This is a genomic window from Ruminococcoides bili (assembly GCF_040093295.1).
GTDB lineage: Bacteria > Bacillota > Clostridia > Oscillospirales > Acutalibacteraceae > Ruminococcoides > Ruminococcoides intestinale_A.
On the sequence record NZ_JBBNJY010000018.1, the window covers coordinates 26,008 to 44,971 of the forward strand.

General features: G+C 38.2%; 20 protein-coding genes and 1 other RNA gene. 13 read left to right on the forward strand and 8 right to left on the reverse strand.

What is annotated here, in order from left to right:
• Positions 1–4 precede the first annotated feature (4 nt).
• From AAAY30_RS07170 to AAAY30_RS07205, 8 genes are all read left to right on the forward strand, one after another.
• Positions 5–1,747, forward strand: coding sequence for a phage tail spike protein (locus AAAY30_RS07170; protein ID WP_337781862.1), 1,743 nt, complete (start codon positions 5–7; stop codon positions 1,745–1,747).
• A 9-nt stretch (positions 1,748–1,756) separates the two neighbouring features.
• Complete coding sequence (locus AAAY30_RS07175) at positions 1,757–1,882, forward strand: hypothetical protein (RefSeq protein ID WP_337781863.1); 126 nt, start codon at positions 1,757–1,759, stop codon at positions 1,880–1,882.
• Positions 1,857–2,849, forward strand: a complete 993-nt coding sequence (locus AAAY30_RS07180; protein ID WP_337781864.1) for a BppU family phage baseplate upper protein — start codon at positions 1,857–1,859, stop codon at positions 2,847–2,849. The genes AAAY30_RS07175 and AAAY30_RS07180 overlap by 26 nt, the downstream gene beginning before the upstream one ends.
• Positions 2,850–2,860: 11 nt before the next feature.
• Positions 2,861–3,073 (forward strand): hypothetical protein, encoded by a 213-nt coding sequence (locus AAAY30_RS07185; RefSeq protein ID WP_337781865.1) that lies wholly within the window; start codon positions 2,861–2,863, stop codon positions 3,071–3,073.
• Between the two features lie 3 nt (positions 3,074–3,076).
• Positions 3,077–4,102 carry a glycoside hydrolase family 25 protein gene (locus AAAY30_RS07190; RefSeq protein WP_499215881.1) on the forward strand — a complete coding sequence of 342 codons (1,026 nt, stop codon included), beginning with the start codon at positions 3,077–3,079 and terminating at the stop codon, positions 4,100–4,102.
• An 11-nt stretch (positions 4,103–4,113) separates the two neighbouring features.
• A complete protein-coding gene (locus AAAY30_RS07195) occupies positions 4,114–4,320 on the forward strand; it encodes a holin (RefSeq protein ID WP_294385185.1) in 207 nt (68 codons plus the stop codon).
• A gap of 54 nt (positions 4,321–4,374) precedes the next feature.
• Entirely contained in the window at positions 4,375–5,139 is a 765-nt protein-coding gene (locus tag AAAY30_RS07200) for a DNA adenine methylase (RefSeq protein WP_337781867.1), read from the forward strand.
• 70 nt (positions 5,140–5,209) lie between these two features.
• Entirely contained in the window at positions 5,210–5,479 is a 270-nt protein-coding gene (locus AAAY30_RS07205) for a helix-turn-helix domain-containing protein (RefSeq protein WP_337781868.1), read from the forward strand.
• 196 nt (positions 5,480–5,675) lie between these two features.
• Here the strand turns inward: AAAY30_RS07205 and ispE are convergent, their stop codons facing one another.
• The 7 genes from ispE to AAAY30_RS07240 form a co-directional block, all read right to left on the reverse strand.
• Positions 5,676–6,545, reverse strand: coding sequence for a 4-(cytidine 5'-diphospho)-2-C-methyl-D-erythritol kinase (gene ispE / locus AAAY30_RS07210; protein ID WP_186935124.1), 870 nt, complete (start codon positions 6,543–6,545; stop codon positions 5,676–5,678).
• Positions 6,535–7,713 (reverse strand): aminotransferase class I/II-fold pyridoxal phosphate-dependent enzyme, encoded by a 1,179-nt coding sequence (locus AAAY30_RS07215; protein WP_337781960.1) that lies wholly within the window; start codon positions 7,711–7,713, stop codon positions 6,535–6,537. The genes ispE and AAAY30_RS07215 overlap by 11 nt, the downstream gene beginning before the upstream one ends.
• Positions 7,713–8,192, reverse strand: coding sequence for an Lrp/AsnC family transcriptional regulator (locus AAAY30_RS07220; protein ID WP_022235051.1), 480 nt, complete (start codon positions 8,190–8,192; stop codon positions 7,713–7,715). Before AAAY30_RS07220 ends, AAAY30_RS07215 begins: the two co-directional genes overlap by 1 nt.
• A gap of 56 nt (positions 8,193–8,248) precedes the next feature.
• Entirely contained in the window at positions 8,249–8,731 is a 483-nt protein-coding gene (locus tag AAAY30_RS07225) for an LURP-one-related family protein (RefSeq protein ID WP_195410557.1), read from the reverse strand.
• A gap of 24 nt (positions 8,732–8,755) precedes the next feature.
• On the reverse strand, positions 8,756–10,663 hold the full coding sequence (locus AAAY30_RS07230) for an NAD(+) synthase (protein ID WP_252559389.1): 1,908 nt from the start codon (positions 10,661–10,663) through the stop codon (positions 8,756–8,758).
• Positions 10,664–10,750: 87 nt separating this feature from the next.
• Entirely contained in the window at positions 10,751–12,235 is a 1,485-nt protein-coding gene (locus AAAY30_RS07235; RefSeq protein WP_499215880.1) for an O-antigen ligase family protein, read from the reverse strand.
• 13 nt (positions 12,236–12,248) lie between these two features.
• Positions 12,249–12,929, reverse strand: coding sequence for a sugar transferase (locus AAAY30_RS07240; RefSeq protein ID WP_022235047.1), 681 nt, complete (start codon positions 12,927–12,929; stop codon positions 12,249–12,251).
• Between the two features lie 507 nt (positions 12,930–13,436).
• Here AAAY30_RS07240 and AAAY30_RS07245 point away from each other — a divergent pair.
• The 4 genes from AAAY30_RS07245 to AAAY30_RS07260 all read left to right on the forward strand — a co-directional run bounded on the left by AAAY30_RS07245 (position 13,437) and on the right by AAAY30_RS07260 (position 16,805).
• Positions 13,437–13,736, forward strand: coding sequence for a DUF1292 domain-containing protein (locus AAAY30_RS07245; protein ID WP_022235046.1), 300 nt, complete (start codon positions 13,437–13,439; stop codon positions 13,734–13,736).
• A gap of 44 nt (positions 13,737–13,780) precedes the next feature.
• Positions 13,781–13,970: non-coding RNA, 6S RNA (ssrS, locus tag AAAY30_RS07250), on the forward strand.
• 120 nt (positions 13,971–14,090) lie between these two features.
• Positions 14,091–15,053, forward strand: a complete 963-nt coding sequence (locus AAAY30_RS07255) for an NAD(P)H-dependent glycerol-3-phosphate dehydrogenase (RefSeq protein ID WP_022235045.1) — start codon at positions 14,091–14,093, stop codon at positions 15,051–15,053.
• A gap of 15 nt (positions 15,054–15,068) precedes the next feature.
• Entirely contained in the window at positions 15,069–16,805 is a 1,737-nt protein-coding gene (locus AAAY30_RS07260; RefSeq protein ID WP_499215879.1) for a glycosyltransferase family 39 protein, read from the forward strand.
• Between the two features lie 107 nt (positions 16,806–16,912).
• On the opposite strand, the gene fucO is transcribed toward AAAY30_RS07260, so the two are convergent.
• Positions 16,913–18,058, reverse strand: coding sequence for a lactaldehyde reductase (gene fucO / locus AAAY30_RS07265; protein ID WP_186935129.1), 1,146 nt, complete (start codon positions 18,056–18,058; stop codon positions 16,913–16,915).
• A gap of 174 nt (positions 18,059–18,232) precedes the next feature.
• On the opposite strand from fucO, the gene AAAY30_RS07270 reads away from it, so the two are divergent.
• Positions 18,233–18,775, forward strand: coding sequence for a TIGR01440 family protein (locus AAAY30_RS07270; protein ID WP_337781956.1), 543 nt, complete (start codon positions 18,233–18,235; stop codon positions 18,773–18,775).
• Positions 18,776–18,964: the final 189 nt, after the last annotated feature.

The following is an 18,964-nucleotide window of genomic DNA, read 5'->3' on the forward strand; positions in this document are numbered from 1 at the left end:
TTAAATGGTTTTAAAAATCTTTTACAACAATGATGTAAAGCTGTTTACAGATATTGATAGCACCTTTTGCGTTACAAAAACCTACGGCGGTATGATGAGCCTGCAATTTGACATATCGCCTAAGCACAGCTTGTATAAATATTTTGCTTTGGACGGTGAGGTTGAATACGATAATCAGAGATATTTGATTAAAAGTATTCACGAACGCAAAACGGTTTCAACGATTGTCTGCGAGCTTAATCTTGATGACCTTCGTGCAGATATGTTTACAAGCTTTAACAAGACTACAGAGAGCTTTCATAACATATGTACTGAAATACTTTCCAATACCGACTGGAGTGTTAAAAACGATACCCTTGTAAGCAAGCGTTGCAGCTTCGATCTTAGCGATGTAACTGTGCTTGATATTTTAAACCAATGTACCAATTCCACAAGCTACGGCAATGTGTATGAGTACAATACAAAGCAAAAAACGATAACTCTTATAAAGCCCGAAAACAACACCGAGCCGAAAGGAGTGTATTTTACCGACGAATTAAATCTCACAGACTTAAACTACAAAGGCAGCTCTTCAGGCTTGGTTACAAGACTGTATGCCTACGGCAAGGACGGCTTATCTATTGCAAGCGTTAATAACGGCTGTGAGTACATTGAAAATCACACCTACACAGACAAAGTAATCAGTTATGTTTGGCGTGATGAACGATACACAGACCCTCAGTCGCTTTTAGATGACGGTGTTGTCAAGCTTGCGAATATGGCTGAACCCGAGCAGTCATACACCTGTAAGGTTATCGACCTTGCCAAAGCTCAGCCGGAGATTTATAAGGAAATTCTATCCTACAGTCTGTATGATGTAGTAACTTTGGTTGACCGTAACCGCAACAGAAAAAGAAACTACCGGATAGTAGAGATTAAAGAATTTCCTGCAAATCCGCTGCTTAATACTGTTTCCCTATCTTCAATAGCGGCAAAGCTCACAGGTAAATTAACCACGATAAATAATCGCATTACAGAGCTTAACGCTCAACAGCTCCACGACCGCACAAAGGTAAATGAAATCAAGCAGGACTTAGACACCACCGTTCTCCATGTGTCGGAATCGTGGGCAAGCTCAGTCAATGAATCATTGTTTACCCAGACCGCCGAGGGACTTTTTCTTAAAGTCAACAAAGTTGTAGGCACTAATCGTTGGAGTACGCTTTTACAGCAATCGGCGGAAGATGTGCGAATTGCTTGGAACAACATATCCGAGTACATAAAGTTTGAAAATGCACAACTTAATATTTATAACACATCAGATAAAAAGCTGATGTCACTTAATCAGTATGGACAAGACTTTTATTACAATGATAATGAAGTCGGCTCGATTGGTACAAACTCATATTTAAACGATGACAGCAAACGAGGCTTAGCTTTTGACCTCAATTCAAATAGTGCGTATATGACATGGGCATATATGAGTTCTGACGATGCAGAAGCATTCACTATGAAACTAACATATACTGCTCAAAAGCTTTCTGACGATTACGAAAAAGACCAACTTCATACCGGGTGTGATCTTAATTTACATAACAATTATTTACGCAAAGCAGTTTTGAGCGATTGGAAATTTGAGGGCGGTTCTATTAGCGGAACTTTTAAAGGTTACTATGTTACATCGTTCAGAAGTGACGGTACAGCAAATACATGGAAAGAATTTACGCTGACATTTAAAAACGGTATTCTACAAAAAGCAACTTGGTAGGAGGTTATTATGAAATTTATCGCAGAAGAAAAAACAGTTTGTGAAAACGATAAGGATAAAGCTCCTGCTGAATCCGAAGTCATTTTTGCAGAAGAAACAGGAGGCAATGATGAATATACAGCATTACAAACTTAATTTAGACCTGCTCAAAAATACATCAACTCCGGTTTTATACAGTCATCAATTAGACAAAAAATCAAGATTTATTGATGTAACACTTACAGCTAATGATGCAGAAGTTACCCTTGACAGTACAATGACTGCTGTTCTTAACGCTACAACTAATAATGTTATAGTTGCAGAGTCTCAAAATTGCACAATATCAAATAATGTAATTGTTGTTGAGCTTACCGATAAAGTCTTATCTTTGCCGGGCGTGACTAAATGTGAGGTTGTGCTGTCTGACAGCAGCGGAGCTGTTATTACAGCACAGCATTTTATTGTTAAAATCACTGAAAAAGCTATTAACAGTAAGTCAAAATACGAAACGAACGGCGGTACACTCGCAACAAAAGATGACATAAACGCAGCAATCGAAAAAGTAAAAGATGAAGTACTTACAAAAGCGGACAAGGCGGATACTCTTGCCGGTTACGGAATTACCGATGCTTATGATAAAAAATATCTGGATAAGGCACTAAAGGACAAACTTAACAAAATGCCGTTTGATACTGTACCTGTGAAGAACAGTCCTAACTATGTAACGAGCGGCACATTATATAACTGTGTTAATACCCTTAATCAAAGTATTGCGGCGAAGTACGACCGCTCAAATTTCGAGAGCGGTACAGGAGAATTATCTCCTGCGCAGGCGATTTATGACGGCAACGAGGGCGGTTTTAACTATGTGAAAAACGGCAAGGTGGTTACGGTGTCGGTAAATATTACAAAACTTGTTGCGGATAAATCGTATATTCAGATGGCAGGCTTGCCTTTCCCTGCAAAAAACGAAAGTCGATTTTCGAGTATTGCTGTGTACTCAACTACAAATAAGCTGAGAAATATCCGTCTTGACGGCTCATGGCTTTACATCAGCTCGCCAACGGATAAATTTGCAGAGGACGAGAAAATCAATTTTACAATTACATATATAAGACAGTAGGAGGTAATTCTATGGAACTTAAAGAAAAAATCACACTCGATATGCTTACAAAAGACAGTGTAAGCGTATTAAGACAGAAGTTTGTTGTTATCGACGGCACAGAAATGCAGGTCGGCGGCAATGTTCGCAACGCTTACAAAAACTGTGATGAGGATAAGTCAATCTTAAAAGAACAGCTTTCAGAAGAATATTATAACGCTGTTATGGCTGTATGGGAGGTTTAATATATGTCAAAAATTACTTGTGTTGATATTTCAGAATTTAAGCAAGGCATTAATTTTAACAAAATGAAAAACGACGGTATAAAAGCGGTCATTATAAGAGCAGGCTACGGCAGAGAATCAAGTCAGAAAGACAGTATGTTTGAAAGCCATTATCGCAACGCTAAAGCGGCTGGACTTAAAATCGGTGTCTATTGGTACAGTTACGCAGACAGCGTCGGCGATGCAGAAAAAGAGGCAAAGGCTTGTCTTGAGTGCATTAATAACAAATCTCTTGATATGCCGATTTATTATGATTTGGAAGATAATTCACAAACTAAACTCGGCAAAGCAAAACTTACAGAGATTGCAGAACGCTTCTGCGAAACTATCAAGAAAAGTAACTACAGAGCAGGTGTATATGCTAATCTGAATTGGTTTAATAATTATCTTGATTATGATAAGTTAAAGAAAAAGTACAGTATCTGGCTTGCACAGTACAATGACAAAGCAGAGATTGACTGTGATATTTGGCAGAACAGCTCAACGGGCAAGGTCAGCGGTTACGGCGGTAACATTGACACAAATGTAATTTACAACGATAACATCTTCGGCAAATCTGAAACAAATGTTAAAAAGCCAACGCTGACATATAGAGTCTTTGCAGACGGCAAGTGGTACAATGAGGTCAAGGGGTTATCAAATGTAGCAGGACGAAAGAAACAAGCTATTTCGGCAGTTGCGATTAAAGTCAGCAAAGGCAACATCAAATACAGAGTGCACATGCTCAACGGTGATTGGCTGCCGTGGGTTGACGGTTATGACATCAACGACAGCAATAACGGCTATGCAGGCATTAAAGGCAAAGTCATTGACGCTATACAGGTCGAGTTTAGCGGCGTGAGCGACTTCAAGGCTACATACAGAGCACGCAAGCAAGGCAAAAACAAATTTATGCCATATCAGCATAATACCGAGCACGATACAGAGCAGGACGGTTACGCAGGTGTGTTTGACACAAAGATTGACGGCTTGCAGATTACACTTACATAACGGAGGTAAATATGACTAAGAAAAATTTTAAAAATTGGGCAAAAGCGGCTGGCATTAGAGCCGTGAAAACTGTTGCTCAGACAGCTATTGCAACAATTGGAACAACAGCAATGATAAGAGAGGTTGATTGGGCAGTTGTATTGTCAACCAGTGCGTTGGCAGGTGTTCTATCTGTCCTTACAAGTATAGCAGGCTTGCCGGAGGTCGAGAGCAAATAAATTATTTTTCCCTTCATAATAATGCCCCAAACATTAATATTATGGAGGTACAAAATGAAAAGTTTTATAGGCTGGATAGGTGGCAAAAGTCACATCAAAAATCAAATAATTTCTCTTATTCCTGCTGAGTGCGAGCGTTACATAGAGGTATGCGGCGGAGCAGGCTGGGTGCTTTTTGGAAAAAATAAAATCAAAGGTCAAATGGAAGTGTTCAATGATATTGACGGTGATTTGATTAATCTTTATCGTCAAATTAAGTATAATTGTTCACAATTGCAGTCTGAAATTGACTGGCTTCAATCCCGTGAATTATTTAATCAGTATCGCTATGAGATTGAAAATAAAATTGAGCTGTCTGACTTACAGAGAGCAGCCCGGTACTTATATCTTATAAAGTGCAGTTTTGGCAGTAATCGAAGTTCGTTTGCTACAGCCGTGAAAACGATAAGTAATATAATGGATGCTCTTCCTACTTATCAAGCAAGGCTGAAAAATGTTATAATAGAAAACAGGGATTTTGAATCACTTATTAAAACATATGACCGTGAAAAAGCTGTGTTCTATATAGATCCGCCATATGTAGCCTCAGAACATTATTATAATCGAAATTACAGCAGCTTTAATAAAGATGACCATATCCGTTTAAATGCTGTTTTAAATGCGATTAAAGGGCGTTTTATACTATCTTATAATGATTGTGATTTTATCAGAAATCTTTACAAAGATTATAAAATTCAGAGCATAAGCAGATATAACCTCCTTCCAGTTACAGCTTCAAACCGAGAAGAGTTTAAGGAAATTATTATTACAAATTACTAAAACAGTAATTTTATTACAAAATAATGAAAATAATAACGCAATCAGGTATTATATTTCATGGGGCGTTATTATGATTAAAATCCATTTATCTGCAATACTTGGAAAATATCGGATGACACAAGCCGAGCTTGCCAGAAAATCAGGAATAAGACCTGCTACTATCTGCGATATTTATAATGAAATGTGCGATAGAATTAATCTTGAGCATTTGGATAGAATATGCGAGGTTTTGGACTGCAATATTGCCGATTTACTCGAATATAAGCCAAATAAGATTAAAAAAACAGGCAAAAACCTTATTGTAGAGCAAAATGGACACAGAAAAATGAATAAAAAATGAAAATACCCACGCAGAAAATCAAAATCTGCGTGGGTATTTTTTTGCAACATTATACATTTTTACAAAAACGCACTTTTTCTATTTTATGCGAAAACTTTTCTCGTTTTGTGCGAAAAGCAACACTAAACCATAATTTACCCCAACTTTTGATAAAAAACAACAAAAATTAAGACAAAATAAAATAGCCTGATAATAATCAGACTATTTTGCAGCCTTCCTTTGTCGGATGGCAAAGGAAAACTTTATCATATTTTTCTTTTAATGCGTCAACGCACTTTTTAGCCTTGCGTTCGGAATTATAGACTGCAAAAACAGCCGAACCCGAACCCGACATACTTGCTCCAAGTGCTTTGCGCTTGTACATAATTCTTTTAATATCATTCACTTCTTCAAGCTTTAATGCAAGCTCAAAATCATTGAATAAAGTAGATGTAATTCTGAACATATCACGGCTGAAAAGTGACTTTATCATTTCATCTGTATAAGGTGGGTGCGGATTTAACGCATCCACTTTTTTATATGCCTCGGCCGTGGAAACACTTATATTATCAGGTTTGCAGATAACAATATGCGATGCCAAAAAATTAGGCATTTTTTGAAGTTTTGTACCGATTCCCGTAGCATACTTTGTGCCGCCCACAAGGCAGAACGGAACATCCGCTCCTATTTTTTCAGCAATTTCGTGCAATTCATCGGGCTTTAAAAATGCGTCAAACATCTTATTAAGTCCCATAAGAACAGCCGCACCGTCTGTACTTCCTCCTGCAAGTCCCGCTTGAGTAGGAATAACCTTATCAATATTTATATGTACGCCCTGTCCTTCGTTACGGGTAGCAATAAAAAATCTTTCCGCCGCTTTGTAACAAATATTTTTTTCATCACAAGGGACGCCCTCATAATTACATGAAACGGTAATCTGACCGCTGTCATTATCGGTAACGGTAATTGTGTCATATAAATCAACACTTTGCATTATCGACAAAATATTGTGATAGCCGTCAGGTCGTTTGCCAGTGACATCAAGCGTAAGATTGATTTTTGCAGGTGCAAGAACCTTAATTTCCATTTTTCTGCTCCTCTATAAAGTCCCTGATACGCTGTAAAGCGGTTTTAAGATGGTTTAATGAATAAGAATAAGAAACTCTTACAAAACCCTCGCCGCATTCGCCAAAGGCTGTTCCCGGAACCACTGCGACATGCTTGTCCATAATAAGCTTTGTACAGAAGTCCTCTGAAGTCATACCTGTGCTCTTAATACAAGGAAATACATAAAATGCACCGTAAGGCTCAAAACAAGTAAGTCCCATTGCGTTGAATGAATCAACCACAAGGCGGCGGCGCATATCATATTCATTGCGCATATTTACAACATCAGGATCTCCGTTGCGCAAAGCCTCAACAGCCGCATACTGTGCGGTTGTAGGCGCTGACATAATGCCATACTGATGCAGTTTTGTCATTTGTGCAATAATCGGAACAGGACCTAAAGCGTAACCAAGTCGCCAGCCTGTCATTGCATAAGACTTTGAAAAGCCGTTAATAACAACAGTACGCTCATACATTCCGTCAACGGAAGCAATGGAAATATGATTCTTTCCGCCGTATGTAAGCTCGCAGTAAATTTCATCCGAAAGCACAAACAAATCGTGCTTTTTAATTACCTCTGCAATAGCCTCAAGGTCAGCTTTCTCCATAATAGCGCCTGTTGGGTTATTAGGAAACGGCAAAACAACGAGCTTAGTTTTATCGGTAATTGCCTTTTCGAGGTCATCAGCTTTAAGTCTGAACTCATCTTCGGCCTTTGTATTAATTATAACTGCCTTACCGCCTGCCATATGAGTAAGAGGCTCGTAACAAACAAAAGACGGCTCGGGAATAATTACCTCGTCACCCTCTGAAACAAGACATCTGAAAGCAAGGTCAATAGCCTCACTGCCGCCAACGGTAACAAGCACCTGAGTTTTGCCCTCATATGATATATTAAAGCGTCTTGCATAATAATTGGCAATTTCTTCTCTAAGCTGTGCGAAACCACGGTTCGGTGAATACCATGTCTTGCCGTTTTTAAGAGAATTTATACCCTCTTCACGGATATGCCACGGTGTCTGAAAATCAGGTTCACCGATACTCAAAGAGATAACATCGTCCATTTCGCTTGCAATATCAAAAAATTTACGAATACCCGACGGTTTTATTTCTTGTATAGAATTATTTAAAAATTTTGAATAGTCAATCACAGAATTAAACTCCTCTCATCCGACCCTTCAAAATCGATGAGATTCATTCCGCTGTCTTTGTAGCGACGCATAATGAAATGTGTGCCTGTTGAAAGCACTCCGTCGATTGTGGAGAGTTTTTTAGATACAAACATTGCGATATCCTGCATAGATTCGCCCTTAACTATCAGCGCAAAATCATATGTACCCGCCATAAGATACACAGAATCCACCTCGTCAAATGCCATACACATTTTCGCCATTTCGTCAAAGCCTGCATCCTTTTTAGGAGTAACCTTAAGCTCAATAAGTGCCTCAACATAGTTTTCCTTGGTATTCTCCCAGTTTACAACTGCCTGGTAGCCTTTGATAATGCCCTGAGTTTCGTATTCCTTTATTTGAGCCTTGATGTAATCTTCCGGCTCACCGAGCATTGTCGCTATCTCGGCTGTGGTAAAGCCTGAGTTTGTACTTAAAAGCTGTAGTAATCTATCCATAATAAATCCTCCCCTGTGAATTTATACTTTCCCGACAAAAATCGGGTACTTAATAATTATACCGCCTGTCTGACGGGATTGTCAACTGTATTGAGCATATTTATACAAACCGCAACAGATATTGATAACAGTTCATTTGACGGCGAATACACATCGAGTTCATAACTTTCCGTACTCGAAAATACTCTCTTTTGCACTGCAATAACCGTATTGTCAACATCCTGTACGGAAAAACTTTTTTGCGCTATATTTCCGCAAATTTTCCAATTTACACCGGAGCAAATACAAACAAGTTCATTGCGGTTTACGCCCATTAAAATGCGCATTTTTTTACCGCCTGCGTTTATATTGCAGGCAATAATGTTTGACACCGACAAGCATCTTATCTTAACAAAAATTTCGTCAGCACTGTGAATAATAATTTTTCGGCTTCGTTTGCTTTTTGAAAATTCCGCAAGATATTTTTCTATGCCCGTTTCGTCATAAATTTCAAAAGCGCCAAAATCCGCACAAACATCTCTTTTAATAAAATATTTCACAAAAAGCCCCCTTGAATTTCAGATTTACTGATTTTCAAGCTCATCAAGCCAAATTCTTACGCTTGCGTCACTTGGCATTCTCCAGTCCGAACGAGGAGAAAGCGTTACCGAGCCTACCTTTGGGCCGTCAGGCAAACAACTGCGCTTAAACTGTTGAGAGAAAAATCTCTTTAAAAATGTAACAAGCCATTTTTTAATTGTATCGTTATTGTACTTTCCCGCAAAGGAATGCTTTGCAAGATAATATATTTTTGACGGAGTAAATCCAAAACGCACAAAGTAATAAAGGAAAAAGTCGTGCAATTCATAAGGACCGACCACATCTTCGGTTTTCTGTGCTATTTCTCCGTTTTTATCAGGCGGCAAAAGCTCCGGACTTACAGGTGTATCGAGCACATCAAGCAAAACCGTTTTTAATTCTCCGTCACTGATTTCAGCCTCGTACGCTGTAAGGTAACGGACGAGTGTTTTAGGAATAGAAACATTCACCGCATACATACTCATATGGTCGCCGTTGTAGGTTGCCCAACCAAGCGCAAGTTCCGACAAATCGCCCGTACCGATTACAAGACCGCCGTACTTATTTGAAAGGTTCATCAGAATTTTAGTACGCTCTCTCGCCTGCGAATTTTCATAGGTAATGTCTGTTACACTTTCATCGTGCTTAATATCTATAAAATGCTGTCTTACCGCTGCGGTAATATTAATTTCTTCAAAAGAAACATTATAAGCCTCTGCAAGTTTTTCGGCATTTGATTTGGTACGCTTTGTTGTACCGAAACAAGGCATTGTTACAGTGTGAATATTTTTTCTGTCAATACCGAGCATATCAAAAGCGTGAACGCAAACAATAAGTGCAAGTGTACTGTCAAGACCGCCCGAAAGTCCGAGCACAACATTCTTAATTCCTGTATGAGCAAGTCTGGTTGCAAGTCCTGTTGCCTGCATTGTTATAATTTCCTTGCATCTTCTGCTAAGGTCATCTTTTGCCGACGGTACAAACGGAGTCTGCTCAAATTTTCTTGAGAGCTTTGTATCGGTAAGCGGCATATCGAAATAAATTCTTCTGACATTTTCATTGTCGTAGCAGAATGTACTCATTCTTCTGCGCTCGCCCATAAGTTTTTGAACATCAATATCCGCATAAGTAATGCCTGTCGTAAAGCGCTCGCTTTCGCTCAACAAAGATGCGTTCTCACATATTATATTCTGTGCAGAATAAACTGTGTCTGTTGTGCTTTCCCCAAATCCTGAATCGGTATAAATGTATGCACAGCAAAGTTTGCCGCTCTGCATTCTCACAAGCGAGCGTCTGTATTCTGCTTTGCCGATGGTATCATCGGAGGTTGACGGATTGCAAATAACCGTTGCTCCCGATTTTGCAAGAGCTATTGACGGAGATTCCGCTACCCATAAATCTTCGCAAACCTCCACACCAATGGTAAAATCGGGCATATTTTTATTTTGGAACAAAACTTTATCGGTCAAAACAGTTTTCCGGCCTGCATACTCAATTTCAAAATCCGTATTTTTTCCGCTTGTGTAATGTCTTGCCTCGTAAAATTCTGAATAATTCGGAATATTTGCCTTTGGCACAAGAGCGAGTAATTTGCCCTTAAAAATAACTGCCGCACAGTTGTAAAGAGCCTCCCTGAAAGCAACCGGAACGCCCACAACGGATATAATATCAAGATTTTTGGTTTCTTCAATTATTCTGTAAACCGAGCTTTCTGCTGTTTTAAGAAGAGTTTGCTGTAAAAACAAATCGCTGCAAGTATAGCCGGTTATACATAATTCGGGAAAATTCACAAGTGCGGCACCCTCAATATTTGCCTCTTTTATTTGCGCAATTATTGCATCGGTATTCTTTTTACAATCAGATACTCTGATAATAGGTGTAGCCGCCGCAACCTTTACAAATCCGTATTTCATTTATATCAATTCCTTTTCAGAAAAATAAAAACCGCAGGTAAACATACCTACGGTTATTATAGCCTAAAAATTGTAATTATACAAGTATCAAAGCAGACTTCTGTGGAGTCTTTTTTGATGAAAAAGATAGCGTGTTTCAAGCATCGGTTCAAACTTAGCTATGTAACAGCTTGTGTAACCCATTATCAGCCAGAACCACATTACCATAAACGATATATCGTAAAGCAGTGCCTTTTCAAATAACGCATAGAAAAGATATGCGCTTAAAAATGCGAACATACACGGATAAGCGTCATTTTTAAAGGTCTTTTTTTGCAGGAATAAATGTTGTGCGGCGTGTTTTGCAAAGCGGAAACCGAATATACCGAAAATAACAAATCCGAGCACACCTGTAGATACAAGTATAGTTAAAAATCCGTTGTGCAAATCATTGTTATGGTAAGTATATTTTAAAGTACCGTTTGCATATTTCTGACTGTAGAACACGATGTTTCCGTTACTTATTCCAAAGACAGGCGATATTTTGAACAAATCTAAAGATTCTCTATACAGCTTAAAACGACCGCTGTCAATATTGGAATTTTCGTGTTCAAATGTTATCGGCCCTTTGTCGGACGGCGCAACGGTTTTATTATTGTCGGAATCATTTTGCTTTGGCTGTTCATCGGTATCCGACTGCTCTCTTTCTGTAATTTCATCAAGTAAAGAATAAGTCTTTGCCGTAACAACAGCAAACCCCTGCTGACAGATTTCCCTGAACATAAGTGAAGAACCCACAAGAAAAGTTCCTACAAGTACAAGCGCCACTATTCTCATCGTGACTTTTGCGGGAGAAAGTCCGTCTTTTGTAGCAAAAAACTGATATACAATATAAACTATCATATATGCAAGAATAAGTACCATAGACGCATTTGAATCGCAAAGCAAAAGCGAAAACAAGCTTGTACACACACAGGCAACTATCCATATTTTGCTGACTTTCCTTTGATTAACCGCATTTTGAAAATCAGGTTTACACAGAATATGACAGCAAAAAATTGCTACGCAGGAAACAAAGCCAAGCAAATTAGGATTTATGTAAATACCCGTAAATCTGTTTTCGTATATTGTAAACTTAATCCAGTACCATTCAAACCTTATGTTAAACATAAGGCAGAAAATACCGATGAAGTTTGCAATTGTAGTAATATACACAATACCTCTTGCCACGGTATAAAGCTCGTTTTTGAAATCAAAATCAGGTTCTGTGTGCATACCGTAAAATATAAAAAAGCATATCAGTATATGTAAAAACATTAACGCACTGTAAAAAATAGTATAAGTAAAGTTTAACAGCATGGTTAAAAGAGAAACCGCAAGGAATCCCCACACCCACAAGCCAAAGCGCAGTTTAAAAAATGTATTGTTTGTTTTTTGCTTATAATAGGTAAGCCATATGCCCCAGCAAAACAAAAATGCTACAAGAATATACGCAGGAATTTGTAAAAATGATACATTACAAAAAAACAGAGTAAAAATATAAACCTTTCTGTAACAAGAAAAGCTCTTTATTTTTTTCTTTAGCTCTTTCATTATACACCCCCTGTTACCTAAGTACCTCTTTAACTGTTTTAAACATAAGTTTTATGTCGGACAAAAAGCCGAAATTTTCAAGATACATAAGATTATACTTCATTTTTTCGGGTAAAATAGTTTCAACATAAACCTTATCCGCATCTTCGACATTTTGTAAAAGTTTTTCCTCGTCTTTATACATAATAGAAGCAAGCGAGGTTATTCCCGCAGGCATAAGCAAGGTTGCATTGTATTCGTCTTTGTACATATCCACATACTTCTGTACTTCCGGACGAGTACCGACAAAGGTCATTGAGCCTGCAAGTACATTAAAAATCTGCGGGAGTTCGTCAAGACGATATTTTCTTAAGATTCTGCCCACCTTAGTTACTCTGGCATCTCCGCTTGTTGTTACAAGTGTGCCGATACGGTCGGCATTTTGCACCATAGTACGAAATTTAAAAATCTTAAATACCCTGCCATAAGAAGTAACTCTCTCCTGCCTGTAAAAGACGGGGCCTTTCGAGGTTGCTTTAACTATTACGGCAATAACCGCAATCGGTATTATAAGAATAACCAGAATAATAAGGGAGAAGATAATATCCGTAATCCTTTTTAATACAAGAGAAAAAGACTTTTTGGCAATAATATCGTAATAATGCTTTACCTCATCATTTTGAAACTTAGGAGGTAATTTTTCAAAAGCTCTCATAGTTCCACCCTTCATTAGAGTAATTTTGCCGTAAAATTAAAATATCGCTTATATAAACACAATAATCTGTTTAAAGACAGCATTATTTAGCATTATATATCTTTTGAAAAGTTTTTTCAAGCGTAATTATAGCTATGATAATACAAATAAGTTTGATTTTAACTGAACACTTTTTACATACAGTAAAAATCGGCGACTGAGAAGTCGCTGGTTTTTAGGTAATTTTATGGAGTACTCAAGCACATTGAAAGGAAGTTATTGTATAATATATCTATAATATATCATACTAATTGTAATTTATCAATACTTTTATCAATATTTATGTAAAAAAAATATATATTTTAATTAAATACGAATAATGCTTGACTAATCGCTTAAAAAATTGTAAAATAATCTTGAACAATTAAAACAGCAATGGGTAATTATTTTTTATAATTCTTTTTAATTTGGTTTTATAATATAAATGCTGTTTTTATTTGCTAAGTGCAAACGAAAGGATATATTTTTATGGATAACGAATTTAATGTAGATCTTATTACTTTAATCAGTGATGAGGGCGAAGAAATAGAATTTGAAATTCTTGATATTATTGAAAATGAAGAAGGTAAGTTCTATGTACTCTTCCCTTACTATGAGAACCCGGCAGACGCTGTAAACGATCCCGGCGAATACTATATTATGGAAGTATTTGAAAAAGACGGTGAAGAAGAGCTTGCCGAAATCGAAGACGATGAAAAGCTCGACAGAATTGCTGCTATTTTTGAAGAAAACTATTACAATGATGACGAGGAAGACGAAGAAGAGTAATTTTTCTCTTTCTGTCATATAATATCAGTAATGGCAATTTGACAAATTCCCTGCCTGATGCGTGAATGATTTTAAAATAACCCTACAACTCTTAAATCGGGAGCCCGGCTCTTTAATCGGTGTGCAGACCTCCCGCTTTGGCGGAAGAAGGAAGCCTAATGTTTAAAGGAGAGCACCCACCTGCTTTCTCGTAGGCAGGTTATTATAAAAATCATACGGTCAGGCGGGGTTATTTTGTTTTTTTTATTTAATATTATTACATATTAAAAGCAGACTTTGCCTGCATTTGTGCCGATAAGGCCTTTTGCGGGCTGCGTTTATATTATTAAAAAAATAAATTTCAGGTGATTATAAATGAATATTTCTGTTTTGGGTTGCGGTCGCTGGGGCAGCTGCATTGCCTGGTATCTTGATAAGATAGGCAACAATGTAATTTCCTGCGGACTTGCCGACGCTCCCGAATTTATACAGTTAAGTACAACACATAAAAACGACTACCTTACTTTTCCCGAATCAATAGAGGTTACTTCTGACCTTGCAAAGGCGGTCAATCACGCAGAAGTAATTGTTATTTCTATTTCATCTCAACATTTGCGTTCATATATGCAGAGCATCGCTCAAAACAATCTTGACGGCAAAACCATTGTGCTTTGTATGAAAGGTGTTGAGGCAGCAACGGGTCAAAGACTCAGCCAAGTTGTCGGCGACTTTGTTGACGAAGAAAAAACACCTATTGCCGTATGGGTAGGCCCGGGACATCCGCAGGATTATGTAAAGGGTATTCCAAACTGTATGGTAATCGACAGCAAAAATCACGAAATAAAAGAAAAGCTTGTAAACAGTTTTTCAAGCTCACTCATAAGATTTTATGTCGGCACAGACCTTATCGGAAGCGAAATCGGTGCGGCCGCTAAAAATGTTATCGGCATTGCCGCAGGTATGCTTGACGGCTTTGGCTATGCGTCATTAAAAGGTGCGCTTATGGCAAGAGGCACACGAGAGATTGCAAGACTTATAAAAGCTCTCGGCGGCAATGAAATGAGCGCCTACGGACTTTGTCATCTTGGCGACTATGAGGCAACTTTATTCTCAAAATGGAGTCATAACCGCAGTTACGGTGAAAATTATGTAAAGGGTATTAAATTTGAAAAACTTGCCGAGGGTGTTATGACATCAAAAGCATTGTGCAAACTCGGCAAAGAAAATAATGTTGAGCTTCCGATTGTCGAAAGCGTTTACAGCGTTTTGTTTGACAATGTAGACCCTAAAGACGCACTCGGAAAGCTCTTTATGCGCTCTGTAAAAAAAGAATTTTAACAGGAAGGTGCAAAAATGAGCAATAACCCAACTAATCAAGAAAAAAACAAAGAGCCTAAGCAAAAGGCTCAAACCACGGTTAAAACTGCTGTTGCAAAGCATTGCCTTACAGAAAGCATAGCGGTGAATATAATATGCGGACTGCTGTTTTTAGTTTTTGGCTACATTGCAATAATGAGTATATTTCAGACCTGCGTTATTGACCCTGCAAACTACAGCTCCGAAGTTATTTTGTTTCAAGACGATTTATTTGTAATAAATATATTCTGCCTTGTGATATTTACAGCTTTGCTTTTTAAGATTAATAAGCATACCGCATTTTTCGCCAAAGTAAATATGAAATTTATGGAGGCAGGCTTGTTTGCTTTTTCTGCAATCATCGGACTTGTATGGATATTCTCTGTACAATCAATTCCTGCGGCAGACAGTTACAATATTTACGAAACCGCCTCTCAAGCGGCACAAGGCAATTATGCATTTTTACATAACGGTTCCGATTTTTATAACAAGGATTTCTACAGCGGATTTTCATACTACAATTGTTATCCGTTCCAACTCGGCTTTGTGCTTATAAGCGAAATCGTTTACAGAATTTTCGGTACAGACAGCACAATGCCTCTACAAGTTATAAATGTACTTTGCGTTGCGGCGGCATATCTTGGCATTGCAAAAATCACAAAGCAGATTTTCGGCAGAAACAAAATTGAATTTATAGTAATTCTTGCACTTGCCGGTTGTATTCAGCCTGTACTTTTCTGCACATTCGTATACGGCAACATAATCGGTATGTGCTGTGCAATATGGGCGTCACACTTCCTAATCAAATATTTCCAAACCGATAAATATCTTGTGCTTATCCCTTGCGGAGTTCTGCTCGTTGTATCGGCACTTGCAAAGTACAACAACTTAATTTACCTTGTTGCCTTTGTAATTATGCTTATCATTCACACCGTAAAGGCTAAAAAATGGCAGAGTATCGCATTTGCACTTGCTCTCTGTATTGCCGTTGTCGGTACAAGTAATCTTGTAATCAAAAGCTACGCATCAAGAGCAAACACCGAACTTAAGGGCGGTGTTTCACAGGTACTTTATCTTGATATGGGACTTAACGAATCCTATATGGCTCCCGGTTGGTACAACAATATCGCACTAAGTCTTTATACAAGCAACAATTGTGATATTGATGCCGCAGAATCGCAAGCATGGTCAGATATTAACAGCCGTCTTAATAAAATGAAAAACGATTCCGAATATGCAATTAATTTCTTTGGCAACAAAATATTAAGTCAGTGGAATGAACCGTCATACGAAAGCATTTGGGTAAGCAAGGTTAAAGGACACGATGTTGATGTACAGGAGGGTCTTGGCAAGGCTGTTTATGACGGCAGTACAGGACAGTTCCTTGAATTGTACTTTAACTTCTATATGATGGTAGTGTTTATACTCTTTACACTCGGCATTTACTTTATGTTCCTGTATAAAAAGACAAACATTTCTACGGTATTGCTGCCGCTTGTATTGCTCGGAGGATTCGGCTATCACTTGCTTTTCGAAGGAAAATCGCAGTATATACTGACATACATTGTTCTTCTCCTCCCCTATGCCTCATATGCGCTCTGCACAATTCTTGAAAGCGAATATACAGGCATAAAGAAAGTAGTAAACAGCTTAAAAGAAATCCCCGACAAACAACCGAAAGGCTTTAAAGATACCAAACTTTACGGCAAAATCTTCAAAAGAAAATCTAAATAATACGAAAAAAATGCAGTCGGTTTTTGACTGCATTTTTTGTTATACAAAAAGCCTGCGAAAATCGCAGGCTTTCAATGTTATATAAATATTCTGTTACCGAATTATAATTACATAAGACTCTTATAAAGTTCGGCAATTTCTTCTACGCTGGTATCTCTTGGGTTGCCGGGACGGCAAGCGTCATCATATGCCGACTGTGCAAGGAACGGTACATCTTCAGGCTTAACAATTTCTTTTAAATCCGCAGGAATACCTACATCTTGAGAAAGTTTTTTAACTGCGTCAACTGCTGCCTTGCGGTATTCGTCAACAGTCATATTCTCTGTACCATCTACACCCATTGCGGCGGCAATGTATTTGTACTTATCACCTGTGGCAGGAGCGTTATACTCCATAACTGTCGGAAGAATAATGGCATTTGCAACACCGTGCGGTGTGTCGTACAAAGCGCCGAGCGGATGAGCCATTGAGTGAACTATACCAAGTCCGACATTTGAGAATCCCATACCTGCTACATACTGACCGAGAGCCATTCCCTCTCTGCCCTCCGGTGTGTTATCTACTGCGCCACGCAAAGACTTTGAAATAATTTCAATTGCCTTTAAATGGAACATATCGGAAAGTGCCCATGCACCCTTTGTTATGTAGCCCTCAATTGCGTGCGTAAGTGCGTCCATACCTGTTGCGGCGGTAAGACCTTTTGGCATAGTTGACATCATATCAGGGTCAACTACTGCAACTACAGGAATATCGTGAACATCTACGCATACCATTTTTCTGTTCTTTTCAACATCTGTAATTACATAGTTAATTGTAACTTCAGCGGCTGTACCTGCCGTTGTCGGAACTGCGATAATCGGCACTGCTTTGTTCTTTGTGGGTGCAACACCCTCAAGCGAGCGAACATCCGCAAATTCGGGATTATTAATAATTATGCCGACTGCCTTTGCCGTATCCATTGAAGAACCGCCGCCGATTGCAACAATACAATCTGCTCCGCTCTCTTTAAATACTTCAACACCGTGCTGAACATTCTGTATGGTAGGATTAGGTTTGATGTCTGAATATAAAGTATATTCAATGCCCGCATTTTCAAGCACATCCGTAACTTTTTTTGTAACTCCGAATTTTACAAGGTCGGGGTCAGACGCTACAAGCACCTTCTTAAAACCTCTTCCCTTAATTTCTTCAGGGATAGAATTGATTGCACCTGCGCCGTGATAAGAAGTTTCGTTTAATACAAATCTATTCATATATTTTTCATCCTTTGCTAAAAAATTTTTGTAGCTTTATTATATAACATATTTACTAAAAAATCAAGATTGTTATATAAATTCTATTATTTTTATCTTAAAAAGCTAATAGACTTGTACTTTATAAAAATAATGCTATAATAAGTATAGATGATAATTTAGGAGTTGATATATATGTCAGTTGATATTTATTCTCAAGCAAAACAGGCTTGCGAAGAGCTTTGTAATGTTGCCAAACTTAAGGAAGGCAGTATAGTTGTAGTCGGCTGTTCTTCAAGTGAAGTTGCCGGAGGAACTATCGGCAAAAACTCTAATCTTGAGGTTGCCGAGCAGGTTTTCAAGGGTATTTATGAAGTGCTTACCGAAAAGAAAATCTATCTTGCCGCTCAATGCTGCGAACATCTGAACCGTGCAATCATTGTAGAGCGTGATGCCGTTCCATATGCGGAAATTGTAAATGTTGTTCCGCAACCAAAGGCAGGCGGTTCTTTTGCCACAACAGCATATAAAACATTTAAAAATCCTGTTGCTCTTGAAGAAATCAAGGCTGACGCAGGACTTGACATTGGCGGTACATTAATAGGTATGCACCTTAAAAAAGTAGCTGTTCCCGTAAGACTGAGCCTTGATCACATTGGCAACGCTATTTTACTTGCCGCAAGAACCAGACCGAAATTTATCGGCGGCTGCAGAGCGGTTTATGATGAAAATATGTAAATAATAACAAACAAAAAGGCTCTATAATAAATGTTGGGGTAACAATAATAAATTATGGTTTAACGAAATGTCTGTCGAGCATTGAAATTTAGCTAACGCTAAATTATCAGCAAAAGATCAAAAAAGTTTACTCAATTTTTTCAAAATTGCGGGTTTGGGCAGCGCCCATAAAAATCTTCCGATAGATCG

Bases quoted from the DNA above. Each gene is read 5' to 3' on its own strand.
- AAAY30_RS07170 (WP_337781862.1), top strand. From the start codon at position 5: ATGGTTTTAAAAATCTTTTACAACAATGATGTAAAGCTGTTTACAGAT.
- AAAY30_RS07175 (WP_337781863.1), top strand. From the start codon at position 1,757: ATGAAATTTATCGCAGAAGAAAAAACAGTTTGTGAAAACGATAAGGAT.
- AAAY30_RS07180 (WP_337781864.1), top strand. From the start codon at position 1,857: ATGAATATACAGCATTACAAACTTAATTTAGACCTGCTCAAAAATACA.
- AAAY30_RS07185 (WP_337781865.1), top strand. From the start codon at position 2,861: ATGGAACTTAAAGAAAAAATCACACTCGATATGCTTACAAAAGACAGT.
- AAAY30_RS07190 (WP_499215881.1), top strand. From the start codon at position 3,077: ATGTCAAAAATTACTTGTGTTGATATTTCAGAATTTAAGCAAGGCATT.
- AAAY30_RS07195 (WP_294385185.1), top strand. From the start codon at position 4,114: ATGACTAAGAAAAATTTTAAAAATTGGGCAAAAGCGGCTGGCATTAGA.
- AAAY30_RS07200 (WP_337781867.1), top strand. From the start codon at position 4,375: ATGAAAAGTTTTATAGGCTGGATAGGTGGCAAAAGTCACATCAAAAAT.
- AAAY30_RS07205 (WP_337781868.1), top strand. From the start codon at position 5,210: ATGATTAAAATCCATTTATCTGCAATACTTGGAAAATATCGGATGACA.
- ispE (WP_186935124.1), bottom strand. From the start codon at position 6,545: ATGGAAATTAAGGTTCTTGCACCTGCAAAAATCAATCTTACGCTTGAT.
- AAAY30_RS07220 (WP_022235051.1), bottom strand. From the start codon at position 8,192: ATGGATAGATTACTACAGCTTTTAAGTACAAACTCAGGCTTTACCACA.
- AAAY30_RS07230 (WP_252559389.1), bottom strand. From the start codon at position 10,663: ATGAAATACGGATTTGTAAAGGTTGCGGCGGCTACACCTATTATCAGA.
- AAAY30_RS07235 (WP_499215880.1), bottom strand. From the start codon at position 12,235: ATGAAAGAGCTAAAGAAAAAAATAAAGAGCTTTTCTTGTTACAGAAAG.
- AAAY30_RS07240 (WP_022235047.1), bottom strand. From the start codon at position 12,929: ATGAGAGCTTTTGAAAAATTACCTCCTAAGTTTCAAAATGATGAGGTA.
- AAAY30_RS07245 (WP_022235046.1), top strand. From the start codon at position 13,437: ATGGATAACGAATTTAATGTAGATCTTATTACTTTAATCAGTGATGAG.
- AAAY30_RS07255 (WP_022235045.1), top strand. From the start codon at position 14,091: ATGAATATTTCTGTTTTGGGTTGCGGTCGCTGGGGCAGCTGCATTGCC.
- AAAY30_RS07260 (WP_499215879.1), top strand. From the start codon at position 15,069: ATGAGCAATAACCCAACTAATCAAGAAAAAAACAAAGAGCCTAAGCAA.
- fucO (WP_186935129.1), bottom strand. From the start codon at position 18,058: ATGAATAGATTTGTATTAAACGAAACTTCTTATCACGGCGCAGGTGCA.
- AAAY30_RS07270 (WP_337781956.1), top strand. From the start codon at position 18,233: ATGTCAGTTGATATTTATTCTCAAGCAAAACAGGCTTGCGAAGAGCTT.